Source organism: Streptomyces sp. NPDC059895 (assembly GCF_042731035.1).
Lineage (GTDB): Bacteria > Actinomycetota > Actinomycetes > Streptomycetales > Streptomycetaceae > Streptomyces.
In genome coordinates this window covers 410,376-427,917 of record NZ_JBHWKO010000001.1, presented here as the reverse complement: position 1 = coordinate 427,917, position 17,542 = coordinate 410,376, and the positions used below count along the sequence as shown (strand labels likewise).

The following is a 17,542-nucleotide window of genomic DNA, read 5'->3' as shown; positions in this document are numbered from 1 at the left end:
GATGTCGTGAGCGACACACAGACACTGATCGAGAACCGTCCGCCGTCCGTAGCGGGCCTCTTCCTGGAGCGCGTTGCGGCCACGCCGGACGCGGAGGCGTACCGCTATCCCGTACCGGGCCCGGCCGGCCAGGGTCCGGACGACTGGAAGTCGCTGAGCTGGGCGCAGTCGGCCGAGCGGGTGTACGCCATCGCGGCCGGTCTGATCGAGCTGGGCGTCCGGCCCGAGCAGCGGGTGGCGCTCGCCTCCTACACCCGGATCGAGTGGATCCTCGCCGACCTCGGCATCATGTGCGCGGGGGCCGCCACCACCACCGTCTATCCGCAGACCAACGCCGACGAATCGGCGTACATCCTCTCCGACTCCGAGAGCCGGGTGCTGATCGCCGAGGACGCGGCCCAGCTCGCCAAGGCGGTGGAGAAGCGCGCCGAGCTGCCCGACCTCACCCACGTCGTCGTCGTCGACCCTGCGGGTCTGGAGAACGTGGAGACCGCCGACTGGATCCTCACCCTCGACGAGCTGGAGAAGCGTGGCGCGGCCCGTCTGGAGAAGGACCCGCAGCTGATCGAGGAGCGGGTCGGCACGATCACCCGGGACCAGCTCGCCACTCTCATCTACACCTCCGGCACCACCGGCCGCCCGAAGGGTGTGCGTCTGCCGCACGACAACTGGTCGTACATGGCGAAGGCGATCGGGGCGACCGGGATGGTCACCGTCGACGACGTGCAGTACCTGTGGCTGCCGCTGGCGCACGTCTTCGGCAAGGTCCTCACCTCCGGCCAGATCGAGGTCGGTCACGTCACGGCCGTCGACGGCCGCGCCGACAAGATCGTCGAGAATCTGCCGGTCGTGCGGCCCACGTACATGGCGGCCGTGCCGCGCATCTTCGAGAAGGTCTACAACGGGGTCGCCGCCAAGGCCCGCGCGGGCGGTGGCGCCAAGTACAAGATCTTCCAGTGGGCGGCGGAGGTCGCCCGCGAGTACGCCAAGGTCTCGCAGGACAACTTCCGGCGCACCGGGACGGCCTCCGTGCCGTTCGGGCTCGGCGCCAAGCACAAGGTGGCCGACGCGCTCGTGTACGCGAAGATCCGCGAGGCGTTCGGCGGGAACCTGCGGGCGTGCGTGTCCGGCAGCGCGGCCCTCGCGCCGGAGATCGGCTTCTTCTTCTCCGGCGCAGGGATCCACATCCTGGAGGGCTACGGCCTCACCGAGTCGTCGGCGGCCTCCTTCGTGAACCCCGGCGAGGCGTACCGCACCGGCACGGTCGGCAAGCCGCTGCCCGGCACGGAGGTGCGCATCGCCGACGACGGCGAGATCCTGCTGCGCGGCCCCGGCGTCATGGAGGGCTACCACAAGCTGCCCGAGAAGACCGTCGAGGTGCTGGAGACGGACGGCTGGTTCCACACCGGTGACATCGGCGAGCTCTCGCCCGACGGCTACCTGCGCATCACCGACCGCAAGAAGGACCTCATCAAGACGTCCGGCGGCAAGTACATCGCGCCGGCCGCGGTCGAGGGGCAGTTCAAGGCGGTGTGCCCGTACGTCTCGAACATCCTCGTCCACGGCGCCGACCGGAACTTCTGCACCGCGCTGATCGCCCTCGACGAGGCCTCCATCCTGGCCTGGGCCGAGGAGAACGGGCTCGGCGGCAAGTCGTACGCGCAGGTGGTGGCCGCGCCCGAGACGGTCGCCCTCGTCGACGGGTACGTCCAGCAGCTCAACGCGGGGCTCCAGAAGTGGCAGACCATCAAGAAGTTCCGGCTGCTGCCCCGTGATCTGGACGTGGAGCACGGTGAGATCACGCCCAGCCTGAAGCTGAAGCGGCCGGTCGTGGAGCGGGAGTACAAGCACCTGATCGACGAGATGTACGCGGGGGCGCGGGAGGCGTAGTCGGCCGGGCAGCCGGCCAGCCGGCCAGCCGGCCAGCCGGGCAGCCGGGCAGCCGGGCAGCCGGGCAGCCGGCCAGCCGGCCAGCCGGCCAGCCGACCAGCCGGGGCCCGGGGCCCGGGGCCCGTAGTCCGTAGCCCAGGGCCCAGGGCTACGGACTACGGCTGCGGCGATGGTGCCGGGGACGGGGACGGGGACGGGGACGGCGGCGGGGACGGCGACGGCAGAAGAGCGCGGGCGGCCACCGGAGTGCGGTGGCCGCCCGCGTGGTTTCCCGAGCCGGGCCTCTGTGCGGAAATGGGCGTTGCGGTCGGTGATCCGGTCGGGAACGGGCAGTGTTCGAACACTTGCGAAGCACTGATCTCCCTCATGACGGCCCACTTCGGTAACTCGTTGCTTATGGGTGGGGTCGGTCTGTCACTCTGTCGGCATTGGTTCAGGCATGAACTGTCTGAAAACCGAGGCCCAATCGTCCGACCGTCCGGGGAGCTGCCCATGGGGGCCATTCCGACGCAACGGGAGACCGTGTCCTGGGCCGGCGGTGCGCCCGCGCACGCGGGCGGTCAGCCGGCGAGGCGCGCGACCCTGACCGGTGGTTCCCTCGCGCCCGGCGCCGCCCGCGACGTCGTACGCGCCGCGCTGGCGGAGTGGACCGACCTCGGCCTCACCGGCCCCCTCGCCCAGGATCTCGGTGAGGCGGCCGTGCTCGTCGTCAGCGAACTGGTGACCAACGCCGTCGTGCACGCCGGCACCGACGTCGACCTGGTCTGCCGGCTCGAGGCGGAGACCGAGAGCTGCGCGGTCGTCGTGGAGGTCACCGACCACCACCCCTCCCGGGCTCCCCGCGACGGCACCGCCGAGTCCGCCCCGGAGACCCCCGAGTACGGCCGGGGTCTGCGTCTGGTCGCCGCGCTGGCCGATGCCTGGGGGGTGACGTACCGCAGGGGCACGAAGACCGTGTGGGCGCGGCTGCTGCCCGGGGTGGTGCTCGACGACGGGGGTCCGGCGCAGCCCCGCGCGGTCGCCGCCACCGGCGCCCCCGCCGCCTCGCTCGCCTTCGCCGGGGCCCTCGCCCCCGATCCCCGGCCCTCCGCCCGTGACCACGACTGGCTGGGCCGGGGCGCCCTGTCCTTCCTCGCCGAGGCCTCCGACCTGCTCGCCGGGCAGCTCGACGAGGACCTGGTCGCCTCGCTCACCGGCCAACTGCTCGTGCCGCGCCTCGCGGACTGGTGCGCGGTGTGGCTGGAGGACGAGCTCAGCGGGCGCTGGACGTCCGGCCAGCCGGGCGGCGGAGGCGGCTGGGGCGGCGCCGGAGGTGGCGCCCCCGGTGGCGGTGGCGGTGGTGGCGGCGCGGGCGGGCCCGGTCCGTGGCTGTCCGGGGTCTGGCACGTCAGCGAGACCCACGTCGAGGAACTCCGCCGAGCCCTGGAGAAGGACCCGCCGCTCCCGCCCGACGGCCTGCGCTCCGGGCCCGCCGGCCACCCCTGGCCGGACACCGCGCTCGGTCCGCACGGCGCCGCCCTCGCCTACCGGCTGGTGGCCGGCGGCCGCCCGCTCGGCACGCTCGTCATCGGCCGGGTCGGGCTGCTGCGCTTCCCCGACGAGGTCACCGGACTGGTCGAGGACCTCGGACGCCGGGTGGCGCTCGCCATCGGCGCGGCCCGCCAGTACGCCCGGCAGGCCACCATCAGCGCCGTCCTCCAGCGCGGACTGCTGCCCGGCGCGGTCGCGCAGATCCCCGGGCTGCGCAGCGCCCTCGTCTACGAGCCGCGCGAGAAGGGCGGGCCGAGCGGCGACTTCTACGACCTGTTCCCGGCGGGCGACGGCCGCTGGTGCTTCGCGGTGGGCGACGTGCAGGGCAAGGGCCCCGAGGCGGCCGTCGTCATCGGCCTGGCCCGCCCCTGGCTGCGGCTGCTGGCCCGCGAGGGCTACGGCGTCGCCGACGTCCTGGACCGCCTCAACCAGCTCCTCCTCGACGACGCGACCGAGGCCGCCGACGCCGCCGCCCGCGCCTTCGTCGGCCCCGCGGGACCCGCCGACGGCCCGCAGACCCGCTTCCTCTCCCTCCTCTACGGCGAGCTGGCCCCCTTCGAGGGCGGCGTCCGCTGCACCCTCGCCTCCGCCGGCCATCCCCTGCCGCTGCTGCTCGGCCCCGACGGCGGCGTCACCACGGCCGCGCAGCCGCAGACCCTCCTCGGGGTGATCGAGGACGCCACCTACACCAGCGAGACCCTCGACCTGCGCCCCGGCGACAGCCTGTTGTGCGTCACCGACGGCGTCACGGAACGACGCTCCGGCTCCCGCCAGTTCGACGACGGCGACGGCCTCGCCGTCGCACTGTCCGGCTGCGCCGGCCTCGGCGCCGACCTGATCGCCGCACGCATCCGCCGCCTCGTCCACGACTTCGGCGTCGAGCCGCCCGAGGACGACCTGGCGCTGCTGGTGCTCCAGGCGGAGTGACGGGGGGCGGGCCGGACCGCCGGGGAGGGCGTGCCGACCGCCGGGGCGGCCCCCGGCCCTGCCCCGGCCCCGGCCCCGGCCGCCCCGAGCCCCGGCGGCCCGCTTGCGGCCTGCCCCGCGCCGCCCCGGCCCTGAGCCCCGGCCCCGAGCCCCTGCTCGGCCCCGCCCCCGCCCGCCCCGGGGCATCACCGACCGGCCTCCGGCGCGCGTCAGCCGATGGCGTCGCGGGCGGTGTCGCGGGTGGACGGTGCCGCGGGTGGACGGTGTCGCGGGTGGACGGTGCCGCGGGTGGACGGTGTCGCGGCGGACGACGCCGACGCACGACGCCGACCCGCTTCCGGCGTGGCGTACGGGACAATGGAAGACATGCCTTCCGCTCTCCCCGACGGCGAGCCCGTCCCCGCCGACGGCGCGCTGCCCGCGTCCGCGCTCGCCGGGGCCGCCGACCGCCCCCTCGGGTTCTACCTGCACGTCCCGTACTGCGCGACCCGCTGCGGGTACTGCGACTTCAACACCTACACCGCCACCGAGCTGCGCGGCAGCGGCGGTGTCCTCGCCTCCCGCGACAACTACGCCGACACCCTGATCGACGAGATCCGCCTCGCCCGCAAGGTCCTCGGCGACGACCCGCGCGAGGTCCGCACGGTGTTCGTCGGCGGCGGTACGCCGACCCTGCTGGCCGCCGGTGACCTGGTGCGGATGCTGGCCGCGATCCGGGACGAGTTCGGGCTCGCGGCCGACGCGGAGGTCACGACGGAGGCGAACCCGGAGTCGGTCGACCCGGCGTACCTGGCCGCTCTCCGCCACGGGGGCTTCAACCGGATCTCCTTCGGCATGCAGAGCGCCCGGCAGCACGTGCTGAAGGTGCTGGACCGCACCCACACGCCCGGGCGGCCGGAGGCCTGCGTCGCGGAGGCCCGCGCGGTCGGCTTCGAGCACGTCAACCTGGACCTGATCTACGGCACACCGGGGGAGTCCGACGACGACTGGCGGGCCTCTCTGGAAGCGGCCCTCGGCGCCGGTCCCGACCACGTCTCCGCGTACGCCCTGATCGTCGAGGAAGGCACGCAGCTCGCCCGCCGCATCCGCCGCGGCGAGGTCCCGATGACCGACGACGACGTCCACGCCGACCGCTACCTGATCGCCGAGGAGACCCTGTCGGCCGCGGGCTACGACTGGTACGAGGTGTCGAACTGGGCCACCTCGGAAGCGGGCCGCTGCCTGCACAACGAGCTGTACTGGCGGGGCGCCGACTGGTGGGGCGCGGGCCCCGGCGCGCACAGCCACGTCGGCGGCGCGCGCTGGTGGAACGTGAAGCATCCGGGCGCGTACGCGGCGGCGCTGGCGGACGGACGGTCGCCGGGCGCCGGGCGGGAGCTGCTGTCGGACGAGGACCGCAGGGTGGAGCGGATCCTGCTGGAGCTGCGGCTCCGGGAGGGCGCGCCGCTGTCGCTGCTGCGGGAGGCGGGGCTCGCGGCGGCACGCCGGGCGCTGGCGGACGGGCTGCTTCAGGAAGGCCCGTACGGGGAGGGGTTCGCGGTACTGACCCTGCGCGGGCGACTGCTGGCGGACGCGGTGGTGCGGGACCTGGTGGACTGATCACTCCGGCGAGTGAATCCCTGCGGAACGGGGGTTCGGTCCCTAACCTGGTTCGTAGGCTGCCGCCAAAAGGACGCGGCGGATGTGGAGGGCCACGGAGATGACCGCTGTGGACGAACGCGGGATGACCAGGTTCTTCGAGGAGTTCGAGCCTCCGGAGGGCGTCAAGGTCGAGCTTCTCCGGGGAGAAATCGTGATGATGGCCACTCCCGATCTGGTGCACAACCGGATCGTGGCGGATGTCCAGGACCAGATCCCGCGCAAGCACTGGGAACGGCTCCAGACGACGGATGTGGACATCCTTGACGAGGCCAGTGAGCCGGTGCCGGACCTGCTGGTGCTGCAACGAGGGGTTGCCCCGGGTTCGGGGCGTCTGCTGCCGTCCCAGTTGATCACGTTGGTGGTCGAGGTGGTGTCCAGGACGAGCGTCGATCGGGACTACGGGGTCAAGCGTTCCATCTACGCCGCGGGCAGGATCCCTGCTTACTTGATCATCGACCCGATCGTCGCGCACTGTGTTCTGCTCACCGAACCCGTCGGTGTGGGCGAGATCGCCGACTATCGAGCGCAGCGGATCACGAAGTTCGGTGACCCCCTTCCGCTGGAACCGATCGGCGTCGAACTGGACACCAGCGAGTTCGGAACCCTTACCGGAGTCCGGCGTCACCACCTGCCGTGACGAAGTCGATCAGCTCCTCCACCCGCCCCAGCAGCTCCGGCTCCAGGTCCTTGTAGGACCCCACCCGCTTCAGGATCGCCTGCCACACCGCCCCGGTGTTCTCCGACGGCCAGCCCAGCGCCCGGCACACCCCCGTCTTCCAGTCCTGCCCGTGCGGCACGCGCGGCCAGGCCGCGATGCCCAGCGACGACGGCTTCACCGCCTCCCAGACGTCGATGTACGGGTGGCCGACCACGAGCGCGTGCTCGCTCGTCACCGACCGCGCGATCCGCCACTCCTTGCTGCCCGGCACCAGGTGGTCCACCAGCACGCCCAGCCGCGCGTCCGGCCCGGGCGCGAACTCCGCCACGATCGACGGCAGGTCGTCCACGCCCTCCAGGTACTCCACGACCACGCCCTCGATCCGCAGGTCGTCGCCCCACACCTTCTCGACCAGCTCGGCGTCGTGCCGGCCCTCGACGTAGATGCGGCCGGCGCGGGCCACCCGGGCGCGGGCGCCGGGCACGGCGACCGAACCGGACGCGGTGCGGGTGGGACGCGCGGGCCCGGAGGACGGCCGTACGAGGGTCACCACCCGTCCCTCCAGGAGGAACCCGCGAGGCTCCAGCGGGAAGACGCGGTGCTTGCCGAAGCGGTCCTCCAGGGTGACCGTGCCCGCCTCGCAGCGGATCACCGCGCCGCAGAAACCGGTGCCGGGCTCCTCCACCACCAGGCCGGGCTCCGCCGCGACCTCGGGGACCGGCTGCGGCTTCTTCCAGGGAGGGGTCAGATCGGCGGAGTACGTACGAGGGCGCGGGCCCGCAGGTCCTTCGCCGGAAGGGCGGTGGTGGGAGACGGGTGGGCGCATTCGGATGACGATAGGAGAAGCCGCCCCCCGAAGTCCGCCCGACGGCTCACGACACGCCGAAACGTGCCGCCAGCTCGTCCCGCTGCCGCCGTACGAACCCCGCGTCCACCACCGCCCCGTGACCGGGCACGTACAACGCGTCCTCCCCGCCGAGGTCCAGCAGCCGGTCCAGGGCGGCCGGCCAGTGGGACGGCACGGCGTCGGGGCCGGCCTGCGGAGCGCCGGACTCCTCGACCAGGTCGCCGCAGAACACCACCTCCGGCGAGCCCGGCACCAGGACCGCCAGATCGTGTGCCGTGTGCCCGGGGGACAGGTTCGCCAGCAGCACCTGCCGCCCACCGCCCAGGTCGAGCGTCCACTCCCCGGAGACCAGGTGGCGGGGGCGCACGAGCGTGTCCACGGCCTCCGTCGCCGCCGTCTCGTCGAGCCCGTTGCGCACCGCGTCCGCCCGCAGCTCCTCGGCCCCGCGCCCCCGCCGCGTCAGCAGCGTCTCCGCGCCCACCGCCGCGTACACCTCCGCGCCCGCGAACGCGGCCGCCCCGAAGACGTGGTCGAAGTGGGGATGGGTGAGCGCGAGATGGGTCACACGGTGGCCGGCCAGCTCCTCCGCCCGCATGCGCAGCCGGGCCCCCTCCGCGAGGCTCGACCCCGCGTCGACCACCAGGGCCGCGCCGGCCCCGACGACCAGCCCCGCCGTGCAGTCCCAGCCCGGCAGCCGGCACCGCCCGACCCCGGCCGCGACCCGCTCCCACCCCAGCTCTTCCCAAGTCACCGTCATACCGCGACGCTAGCGGTGACGGCCCGCCCGTGAGAGCCGCCACGGAACCGACCTTGCCGCAGGTGTACCCCACCGCCGTACACTGGGCCGGGGAACGCTGGCACTCGGAAGTGAAGAGTGCCAGGCAGAGCGCCAGGGGACGATCGACTGGAGGTGCGCGCGCGATGCTGAGTGAACGAAGGCTCCAGGTACTGCGGGCCATCGTCCAGGACTATGTGGGCACCGAGGAGCCGGTCGGCTCCAAGGCGCTCACCGAGCGGCACAACCTCGGCGTCTCCCCGGCGACGGTCCGCAACGACATGGCGGCCCTGGAGGACGAGGGGTACATCGCCCAGCCGCACACCAGTGCCGGGCGCATCCCCACCGACAAGGGCTACCGGCTGTTCGTCGACAAGCTGGCCGGCGTCAAGCCGATGACGGCCCCCGAGCGGCGGGCCATCCAGAACTTCCTCGACGGCGCCGTCGACCTCGACGACGTCGTGGCCCGCACGGTACGGCTGCTCGCGCAGCTCACCCGGCAGGTCGCCGTCGTGCAGTATCCGTCCCTGACCCGGTCCACCGTGCGGCACGTGGAGCTGCTGTCGCTCGCGCCCGCCCGGCTGATGCTCGTGCTCATCACGGACACCGGCCGGGTCGAGCAGCGGATGGTGGACTGCCCGGCGCCGTTCGGCGAGGCCTCGCTGGCGGACCTGCGGGCGCGGCTGAACAGCCGGGTCGCCGGCCGCCGCTTCACGGACGTGCCACGGCTGCTGGAGGATCTGCCCGACGCCTTCGAGGCGGAGGACCGCGGCACGGTCTCGACGGTGCTCTCCACCCTGCTGGAGACCCTCGTCGAGGAGAACGAGGAGCGGCTGATGATCGGCGGCACCGCCAATCTCACCCGCTTCGGACATGACTTTCCCCTCACCATCCGGCCCGTCCTGGAGGCCCTTGAGGAGCAGGTCGTGCTCCTCAAACTCCTGGGCGAGGCGGGCGATTCGGGCATGATCGTGCGCATCGGCCACGAGAACGCCTATGAGGGACTCAACTCCACTTCCGTGGTGTCGGTCGGCTACGGTTCGGGCGGCGAGGCAGTCGCCAAGCTCGGCGTGGTCGGACCGACCCGCATGGATTACCCGGGAACGATGGGAGCGGTACGCGCAGTGGCACGGTACGTCGGACAGATCCTGGCGGAGTCGTAAGTGGCCACGGACTACTACGCCGTTCTCGGCGTGCGCCGCGACGCGTCGCAGGAAGAGATCAAGAAGGCCTTCCGGCGGCTCGCACGCGAGCTGCACCCGGACGTCAACCCCGATCCGAAGACCCAGGAGCGGTTCAAGGAGATCAACGCCGCCTACGAGGTGCTGTCGGACCCGCAGAAGAAGCAGGTCTACGACCTCGGCGGCGACCCCCTCTCGCAGGCGGGCGGCGGTGGCGCGGGCGGCTTCGGCGCCGGCGGCTTCGGCAACTTCTCCGACATCATGGACGCGTTCTTCGGCACGGCGTCCCAGCGCGGCCCGCGCTCGCGCACCCGCCGCGGCCAGGACGCGATGATCCGGCTGGAGATCGAGCTCGACGAGGCGGCCTTCGGCACGACCAAGGACATCCAGGTCGACACGGCGATCGTCTGCTCCACCTGCAACGGTGAGGGCGCCGCGCCGGGCACCACCGCCCAGACGTGCGACATGTGCCGCGGGCGCGGTGAGGTGTCGCAGGTGACGCGGTCCTTCCTGGGCCAGGTCATGACCTCGCGTCCCTGCCCGCAGTGCCAGGGCTTCGGCACCGTGGTCCCCACCCCCTGCCCGGAGTGCGCCGGTGACGGCCGCGTCCGGTCGCGGCGCACCCTCACGGTCAAGATCCCGGCCGGTGTCGACAACGGCACCCGCATCCAGCTCGCCGGCGAGGGCGAGGTCGGCCCGGGCGGCGGTCCCGCCGGTGACCTGTACGTCGAGATCCACGAGCTGCCGCACACCACCTTCCAGCGGCGCGGCGACGACCTGCACTGCACGGTGACGATCCCGATGACCGCGGCGGCCCTCGGCACGAAGGTGCCGCTGGAGACGCTGGACGGCATGGAGGAGGTCGACATCCGGCCCGGCACCCAGTCCGGCCAGTCGATCCCGCTGCACGGGCGCGGTGTCACGCATCTGCGCGGCGGCGGCCGCGGCGACCTCATCGTGCACGTCGAGGTGCAGACGCCGACGAAGCTGGACCCGGAGCAGGAGCGGCTGCTGCGCGAGCTGTCCAAGCTGCGGGGCGAGGAGCGGCCGCAGGGGCAGTTCCAGCCCGGGCAGCAGGGGCTGTTCTCGCGGCTGAAGGACGCGTTCAACGGGCGGTGACGGGTGGTGGGCGTCGAGGGTGTTCCGCCCCCGCCGCCCCTTCCCGTCCCCGGGGGCTCTGCCCCCGGACCCCCGTTCGGCCCTGGACGGGCCTCGTCCTCACCCGCCGGACGGGCTTGAACGGTCGACATCTGCCGAAGAGGTGCCGTGGGGAAGGCCGATTCGGACTTGTCCGGGGGACATGACACCATGCCGTCATGTCCTCCGCACTGACCGATCTCTTCCCTTACCCGATCGTGCAGGCGCCCATGGCGGGCGGCGTCTCCGTCCCGCAGCTCGCCGCCGCCGTGTCCGAGGCCGGCGGACTCGGGTTCCTGGCCGCCGGGTACAAGACCGCCGACGGCATGTACCAGGAGATCAAGCAGATGCGGGGGCTGACCGCCCGCCCCTTCGGCATGAACGTCTTCATGCCGCAGCCGCCCTACGCGGAGACCGGCGCCGTCGAGGTCTACGCCCACCAACTGGCCGGCGAGTCCTCCTGGTACGGGACGGAGCTGGGCGACCCGGACAGCGGCCGGGACGACGGCTACGACGCCAAGATCGCGGTGCTGCTGGACAACCCGGTGCCGGTGGTGTCGTTCCATTTCGGCGTGCCCACCCCGGAGGTGCTGGCCTCGCTGCGCCGCGCCGGAACGTTCACGCTGGTCACCGCGACCACCGCCGAGGAGGCCCTGGCCGTGGAACGGGCGGGCGCGGACGCGGTGATCGTGCAGGGCGTGGAGGCCGGCGGCCATCAGGGCACCCACCGCGACGCCCCGGAGAACGACGGCTCCGGCATCGGCCTGCTGTCGCTGACCGCCCAGGTCCGTGAGGCCGTGCGGCTGCCGCTGGTGGCGGCCGGCGGCATCATGCGGGGCAGCCAGATCGCCGCGGTCCTCGCGGCCGGCGCGAGCGCCGCCCAGCTGGGCACGGCCTTCCTCGCCACCCCCGAGTCCGGTGCCGCCGCCGTGCACAAGCAGGCGCTGACGAACCCCCTGTTCGCCCGCACCGCGCTGACCCGCGCCTTCTCCGGCCGCCCGGCCCGCGGCCTGGTCAACCGCTTCCTGCGCGAGCACGGCCCGTACGCGCCCGCCGCCTACCCGGAGGTCCACCACCTCACCTCGCCGCTGCGCAAGGCGGCCGCCAAGGCGGGCGACGCGCAGGGCATGGCGCTGTGGGCGGGGCAGGGCCACCGCATGGCCCGCGAGCTGCCCGCCGGGCAGCTGGTGGAGGTGCTGGCGGCCGAACTGGACGCGGCACGGACGGCGATGGCGGCCGGCGCGGCCGACGGGAGCGGCGGACGGTGACCGCGCCCGTCTTCGTCGTCGAGGAACTGCCGCCCGCACCGGCCGAGTTCGTGCTGGACGGGCCCGAGGGCCGGCACGCCGTGTCGGTGAAGCGGCTGCGGCCCGGCGAGGAGGTCGTCCTCACCGACGGGGCCGGCCGCTGGGCGCGCGGCGAGGTCCTCGCGGCCGACGGAAAGGACCGGCTGACGGTCGGTCTGACCGAGGTGGTGGAGGAGCCGCCCCAGTCGCCGCGGATCACCGTCGTGCAGGCGCTGCCCAAGGGCGACCGGGGCGAACTGGCCGTCGAGACCATGACCGAGACCGGCGTCGACGCGATCGTGCCGTGGGCGGCCTCCCGCTGCATCACGCAGTGGAAGGGCGAGCGCGGGCTGAAGGCGCTCGCCAAGTGGCGGGCCACCGCGCGCGAGGCCGGCAAGCAGTCCCGCCGGGTCCGCTTCCCCGAGGTCGCCGACGCTGCGACCACCCGGCAGGTCGCGGCCCTTCTCGCAGGTGCCGACTTCGCCGCCGTGCTCCACGAGGACCGCGACTACCGCAGCGAGCCCCTCGCCACCGTCCCGCTCCCCGCCGAGGGCGAGATCGTGCTCGTCGTGGGCCCCGAAGGGGGCGTCTCCCCGGAGGAGCTGGCGCTCTTCGAGGAGGCCGGCGCGAAGGCGTACCGGCTGGGCCGGAGCGTGCTGCGGACGTCGACCGCCGGTACCGCCGCCGCCGCCCTGGTCCTGGGCCGGACCGGCCGCTGGTCCTGACGGACGGTGCCGATCCGGCGGGCGCTGCCCGTGCCCATGGACGGCGCTCGTCCTGGCGGACGTCGCCTGCCGTGACGGACGTTGCTCGTCCTGACCGACGCTGCTCGTCCGGCATGTGCCGCCCGCCCGCGCCGCCTGCTTCGGCGTTGGGCGAGGATCTCCCGGCACACGTCACCGTCCCCGTGCCGGTGGCGGACCGTCCACCGGACGGGGGCGCGGCCGTCGACGGTGAGGGTGCGGACGCGGCGGGAGGAGCTCATGGGGTCACGGTAGTGGGCGGGTGACGAGTGGCGGTATGTGCTCTACCGCGGCCGTCGCGGCGGTGGCAGGCTGCCCCGCATGGGGGTTTCCAGACGGATCCGGCTCCGGCCGCACGGCCGGCCGCACGCACGGTGGCACGGCGGGCCGTACCGGATGCGCGCGGTGGCCGTCGCGGGGCTCGCGGTCGTGACCGTGGGCGGGGTCGCGGCGTGCGAGCCGGGCGGGCTGAGTGCCACGAGCGTGGCGTACACGACCGACGAGACGGCGACGGCCGAGATCGAACGGCGGGACGTGGACGTGCGGTGGCTGACGTGCACCGCCGAGTACGGCGACGGCGGGACGGGCGGCTCCGGTGCGGAGACCGCCGTCTCCGTCGCCTCCGTCGACTGCGAGGGCGAGACCGGCGACGGGCGGGACATCACGGTCGACGGGCAGGTCACGCGCGCGGTCGACGGCTCCTGCGTGCGCGGGGACCTTCGGGCGGTCGTGGGGGACAAGCAGCTGTTCCGGGTCGCCGGGCTCGGCGACTGCGCCTCCGCGACGCCCTCGCCCGTCGACCCGCCGGCCTCGGCGCAGCCCGCGCAGCCCGCGGAGCCGGGGCGGCCCACGGTCACCGTGACCGTCACGCACACCGTCTGGTGCCAGGACGGCGGCGACTGCGGCCCCGCCCAGAAGAAGTGACGCCCAGAAGAACTGACGCCCAGTGACGCGCAGAAGAAGTGACGCGCAGAAGAAGTGACGCGGCGACAAGTCATCCGCAGGGGGAATGATCCGTACCCCTGTCGGCGGCACGCGCCCTTGCCTAGAGTGATCGGGTGACACAGTCCGCGACGCCTGCTGCGTACTTCCGTTTCCCGCACCTGCACGGCGAGTCGGTGGTCTTCACCGCCGAGGACGACGTGTGGCTCGCGCCCCTCGACGGCGGGCGCGCCTGGCGCGTCAGCGCCGACAACGTGCCGGTCTCCCTGCCCCGCATCTCGCCCGACGGCACCACCGTCGCCTGGACCTCCACCCGCGACGGCGCCCCCGAGGTGCACGTCGCGCCGGTGGACGGCGGCCCCGCCACCCGGCTGACGTACTGGGGGAGTTGGCGCACCCAGGTGCGCGGCTGGACCCCCGACGGCCATGTCCTCGCGCTCAGCGCCCACGACCGGGCGAGCCTGCGCCGCACCTGGGCGCGCGCCGTCCCGCTCGACGGCGGACCGGCGACCACCCTGCCGTACGGGCCCGTCGGCGCCGTCGCCTACGGCCCGCACACCGTGCTGCAGTCCGTGTCCATGGGCCGCGAGGCCGCCCACTGGAAGCGCTACCGGGGCGGTACGGCGGGCAAGTTGTGGATCGAGCGGATCGAGCGGGACGCCCGCGACGGGGAGGGCGCCGGCGAGTTCGTACGGCTGCACGACGACCTCGACGGGAACATCGAGCACCCGGTCTGGGTGGGGGAGCGGATCGCGTTCCTCTCCGACCACGAGGGCACCGGGGCGCTGTACTCCTCCCTCGCCGACGGATCGGACCTGCGGCGGCACACACCCCTCGACGGCTTCTACGCCCGGCAGGCCGCCGGCGACGGCCGGCGCGTCGTGTACGTCCGCGCCGGCGAGCTGTGGATCCTCGACGACCTGGACGGTGCCGAGCCGCGCCGGCTCGACGTGCGGCTCGGCGGGCAGCGCACCGACCGGCGGCCGTACCCGGTGAGCGCCGCCCGCTGGCTGGGTTCCGCCGTACCCGACCACACCGGGCGCGGCAGCGCCGTCGAGGTGCGCGGCGCCGTCCACTGGGTCACCCACCGCTCCGGTCCCGCCCGCGCGCTCGCCGCCGAACCCGGGGTGCGGGCCCGGCTGCCGCGGACCTTCCGCGCGGACGGCGAGGAGTGGGTGGTGTGGGTGACGGACGCCGAGGGCGAGGACGCCCTGGAGTTCGCCCCGGCCACCGGGCCGGCCGCGGGGGCGGCGCCGCGCCGGCTGGCCGCGGGACGCCTCGGCCGGGTCCTGGAGCTGGCCATGGCCCCGGACGGCAGCCGTGCCGCCGTCGCCGCGCACGACGGGCGGCTGCTGCTCGTCGAGCGGGAGACCGGCGAGGTCCGCGAGGTCGACCGCAGCGAGGACGGTGACGTCGGCGACCTGGCCTTCTCCCCCGACTCCGGCTGGCTGGCCTGGTCGCACCCCGGCCCGCGCCCGCTCAGCCAGATCAAGCTCGCCCACACCACCGACCTGTCGGTCACCGAGGCGACCCCGCTGCGCTTCCGCGACTACGCGCCCGCCTTCACCCTCGACGGCAAGCACCTGGCGTTCCTGTCCACGCGCGCCTTCGACCCGGTCTACGACCAGCACGCCTTCGACCTCTCCTTCGTCGCCGGCGCCCGGCCGCACCTGATCACCCTGGCCGCCACCACGCCCTCGCCGTTCGGCCCGCAGCGGCACGGCCGCCCCTTCGAGACGTCCGACAAGGACGAGACCCCCGACAGCGAGGGCACCCCGGCGACCCGCGTCGACCTCGAGGGGCTCGCCGACCGGATCATCCCGTTCCCCGTGGAGGCGGGCCGCTGCTCCGGGCTGCGCGCCGCGAAGGACGGCGTGCTGTGGCTGCGCCATCCGGTGCGCGGAGTCCTCGGCGCCTCCCGCGCCACGCCCGACGCCCCCGACCCGCACACCGAGCTGGAGCGCTACGACCTCGCCCAGCACCGCCTGGAACACCTCGCCGCCGACGTCGACGGCTTCGAGGTCAGCGGCGACGGCAAACGGCTCCTGCTGTGGTCCGACGGCAAGCTCAAGGTCGTTCCCGCCGACCGGCGCGCCTCCGGGGACGAGGACAGCGACACCAACATCACCGTCGACCTCGGCCGCGTCCGCCAGACGGTCGACCCGGCCGCCGAGTGGCGGCAGATGTACGACGAGACCGGCCGCGTCATGCGGGACAACTTCTGGCGGCCCGACCTCGGCGGCGTCGACTGGGACGGCGTCCTGGACCGCTACCGGCCCGTCCTGGACCGGATCGCCACCCACGACGACCTGGTCGACCTGCTGTGGGAGGTGCACGGTGAACTCGGCACCTCGCACGCCTACGTCGTCCCGAACGGCGGCCGCGGCCGCGGCGCCCGCCAGGGCCTGCTCGGCGCCGACATCTCCCGCCACGAGGACGGCGGCTGGCGCATCGACCGCGTCCTGCCCGCGGAGACCTCCGACCCCGAGGCCCGCTCCCCGCTGGCCGCGCCCGGTGTCGCCGTGCGCGCCGGTGACGCGATCGTCGCCGTCGCCGGGCATCCGGTGGACCCGGTCACCGGGCCCGGGCCGCTGCTCGTCGGTACGGCGGGCCGGGTCGTCGAGCTGACGATCTCGCCGTCGGGCGGGGGCGAGCCGCGGCACGCCGTCGTCGTCCCGGTCGACGACGAGGAGCCGCTGCGCTACCACGCCTGGGTCGCGGACCGCCGGGCGTACGTGCACGAGAAGTCCGGCGGGCGGCTCGGCTACCTCCACGTGCCCGACATGCAGGCGCCCGGCTGGGCGCAGATCCACCGCGACCTGCGCGTCGAGGTGGCCCGCGAGGGACTCGTCGTCGACGTGCGGGAGAACCGGGGCGGGCACACCTCCCAGCTGGTCGTGGAGAAGCTGGCCCGGCGCATCGTCGGCTGGGACGTGCCGCGCGGGATGCGGCCGTCCAGCTACCCCGAGGACGCGCCCCGGGGGCCCGTCGTCGCCGTCGCCGACGAGTTCTCCGGCTCCGACGGGGACATCGTCAACGCGGCGGTCAAGGCGCTCGGGATCGGGCCGGTGGTCGGGACGCGGACCTGGGGCGGCACCGTCGGCATCGACAGCCGCTACCGCCTGGTGGACGGCACACTGGTCACCCAGCCCAAGTACGCGATCTGGCTGGAGGGCCAGGGGTGGGGCGTGGAGAACCACGGCGTCGACCCCGACGTGGAGGTGGTGATCCGCCCGCAGGACCACGCGGCGGGCCGCGACCCCCAACTCGACGAGGCGATCCGCCTGGCACTGGCCGCCCTGGAACAGACCCCGGCGAAAGCACCCCCCACACTGCCGTGAGCCCCCGCAAGCACGCGTCAACCCCACGCCCCGAAGGGGCGCGGGGAACTGCGCGCCCGGCCCCGCACGGCCCGCAGCGTGCGACGGCCGCCCGCCCGCCGGGGCGAGGGGTGCGGGAGTCAACCGCTCGCCCAGGGTGGGTGCACGCCGTGAAAGGGGCGCGGGGAACTGCGCGCCCGGCCCCCACAACCCCGGCGTGCGCCCGGCGCGCAGCCGACGCCGCTGCCCCGCGGGCGACGGCGATAGCATGCCCCCGTACGCGATCACCGCCCGGAGGAGGCCGCATGTCAGGTGAGCCGCAGGACGACTGCCTGTTCTGCAAGATCGTCGAGAAGCACGTCCCGGCGACGATCGTGCGCGAGACCGAGACGACCCTCGCCTTCCGGGACATCAACCCGCAGGCGCCCACCCACGTCCTGGTCATCCCCAAGGCGCACCACAAGGACGCCGCCGCCCTCGCCGCCGAGGCGCCGCAGCTCGCCGCGGACGTCCTGCGCGAGACGCAGGCGGTCGCCGACCAGGAGAACCTGGAGAGCTACCGCGTCGTCTTCAACACCGGCAGCGGCGCCGGGCAGACCGTCTGGCACGCCCACGCGCACGTCCTCGGCGGCCGGGGCCTGCACTGGCCTCCCGGATAGGCCCCC

The 17,542-nt window shown here is 74.1% G+C and carries 13 protein-coding genes; 11 read left to right on the top strand and 2 right to left on the bottom strand.

Annotated elements, in window-relative coordinates; all coding sequences use genetic code 11:
• Positions 1–6: 6 nt before the first annotated feature.
• The 4 genes from ACFV9M_RS01795 (at position 7) to ACFV9M_RS01780 (ending at position 6,625) form a co-directional block, all read left to right on the top strand.
• Complete coding sequence (locus ACFV9M_RS01795; protein ID WP_385065111.1) at positions 7–1,890, top strand: AMP-dependent synthetase/ligase; 1,884 nt, start codon at positions 7–9, stop codon at positions 1,888–1,890.
• A 492-nt stretch (positions 1,891–2,382) separates the two neighbouring features.
• On the top strand, positions 2,383–4,347 hold the full coding sequence (locus tag ACFV9M_RS01790; RefSeq protein WP_385065109.1) for a SpoIIE family protein phosphatase: 1,965 nt from the start codon (positions 2,383–2,385) through the stop codon (positions 4,345–4,347).
• A gap of 366 nt (positions 4,348–4,713) precedes the next feature.
• Positions 4,714–5,946, top strand: coding sequence for a radical SAM family heme chaperone HemW (gene hemW / locus ACFV9M_RS01785; RefSeq protein WP_385065107.1), 1,233 nt, complete (start codon positions 4,714–4,716; stop codon positions 5,944–5,946).
• A 100-nt stretch (positions 5,947–6,046) separates the two neighbouring features.
• Entirely contained in the window at positions 6,047–6,625 is a 579-nt protein-coding gene (locus tag ACFV9M_RS01780) for a Uma2 family endonuclease (RefSeq protein ID WP_385065104.1), read from the top strand.
• On the opposite strand, the gene ACFV9M_RS01775 is transcribed toward ACFV9M_RS01780, so the two are convergent.
• Positions 6,594–7,472, bottom strand: coding sequence for a DUF3097 domain-containing protein (locus tag ACFV9M_RS01775; RefSeq protein WP_385065102.1), 879 nt, complete (start codon positions 7,470–7,472; stop codon positions 6,594–6,596). The genes ACFV9M_RS01780 and ACFV9M_RS01775 overlap by 32 nt on opposite strands.
• A gap of 46 nt (positions 7,473–7,518) precedes the next feature.
• Positions 7,519–8,250: an MBL fold metallo-hydrolase gene (locus tag ACFV9M_RS01770; RefSeq protein WP_385065100.1), complete on the bottom strand. Its 732-nt coding sequence runs from the start codon at positions 8,248–8,250 to the stop codon at positions 7,519–7,521.
• A 164-nt stretch (positions 8,251–8,414) separates the two neighbouring features.
• Here ACFV9M_RS01770 and hrcA point away from each other — a divergent pair, with 164 nt between their 5' ends.
• From hrcA to ACFV9M_RS01735, 7 genes are all read left to right on the top strand, one after another.
• A complete protein-coding gene (gene hrcA / locus ACFV9M_RS01765) occupies positions 8,415–9,431 on the top strand; it encodes a heat-inducible transcriptional repressor HrcA (RefSeq protein ID WP_385065098.1) in 1,017 nt (338 codons plus the stop codon).
• The gene (gene dnaJ / locus ACFV9M_RS01760; protein WP_385065095.1) at positions 9,432–10,568 is read left to right on the top strand and encodes a molecular chaperone DnaJ; all 1,137 of its coding nucleotides are present in this window, start codon (positions 9,432–9,434) and stop codon (positions 10,566–10,568) included.
• Between the two features lie 197 nt (positions 10,569–10,765).
• The gene (locus tag ACFV9M_RS01755; protein ID WP_385065092.1) at positions 10,766–11,854 is read left to right on the top strand and encodes a nitronate monooxygenase; all 1,089 of its coding nucleotides are present in this window, start codon (positions 10,766–10,768) and stop codon (positions 11,852–11,854) included.
• Positions 11,851–12,597, top strand: a complete 747-nt coding sequence (locus tag ACFV9M_RS01750; protein ID WP_385065089.1) for a 16S rRNA (uracil(1498)-N(3))-methyltransferase — start codon at positions 11,851–11,853, stop codon at positions 12,595–12,597. The genes ACFV9M_RS01755 and ACFV9M_RS01750 overlap by 4 nt, the downstream gene beginning before the upstream one ends.
• Before the next feature lie 339 nt (positions 12,598–12,936).
• The gene (locus ACFV9M_RS01745; protein WP_385065087.1) at positions 12,937–13,539 is read left to right on the top strand and encodes a hypothetical protein; all 603 of its coding nucleotides are present in this window, start codon (positions 12,937–12,939) and stop codon (positions 13,537–13,539) included.
• A gap of 134 nt (positions 13,540–13,673) precedes the next feature.
• A complete protein-coding gene (locus ACFV9M_RS01740) occupies positions 13,674–16,898 on the top strand; it encodes a S41 family peptidase (protein ID WP_385065084.1) in 3,225 nt (1,074 codons plus the stop codon).
• 284 nt (positions 16,899–17,182) lie between these two features.
• Complete coding sequence (locus ACFV9M_RS01735) at positions 17,183–17,536, top strand: histidine triad nucleotide-binding protein (RefSeq protein WP_385065081.1); 354 nt, start codon at positions 17,183–17,185, stop codon at positions 17,534–17,536.
• Positions 17,537–17,542 lie beyond the last annotated feature (6 nt).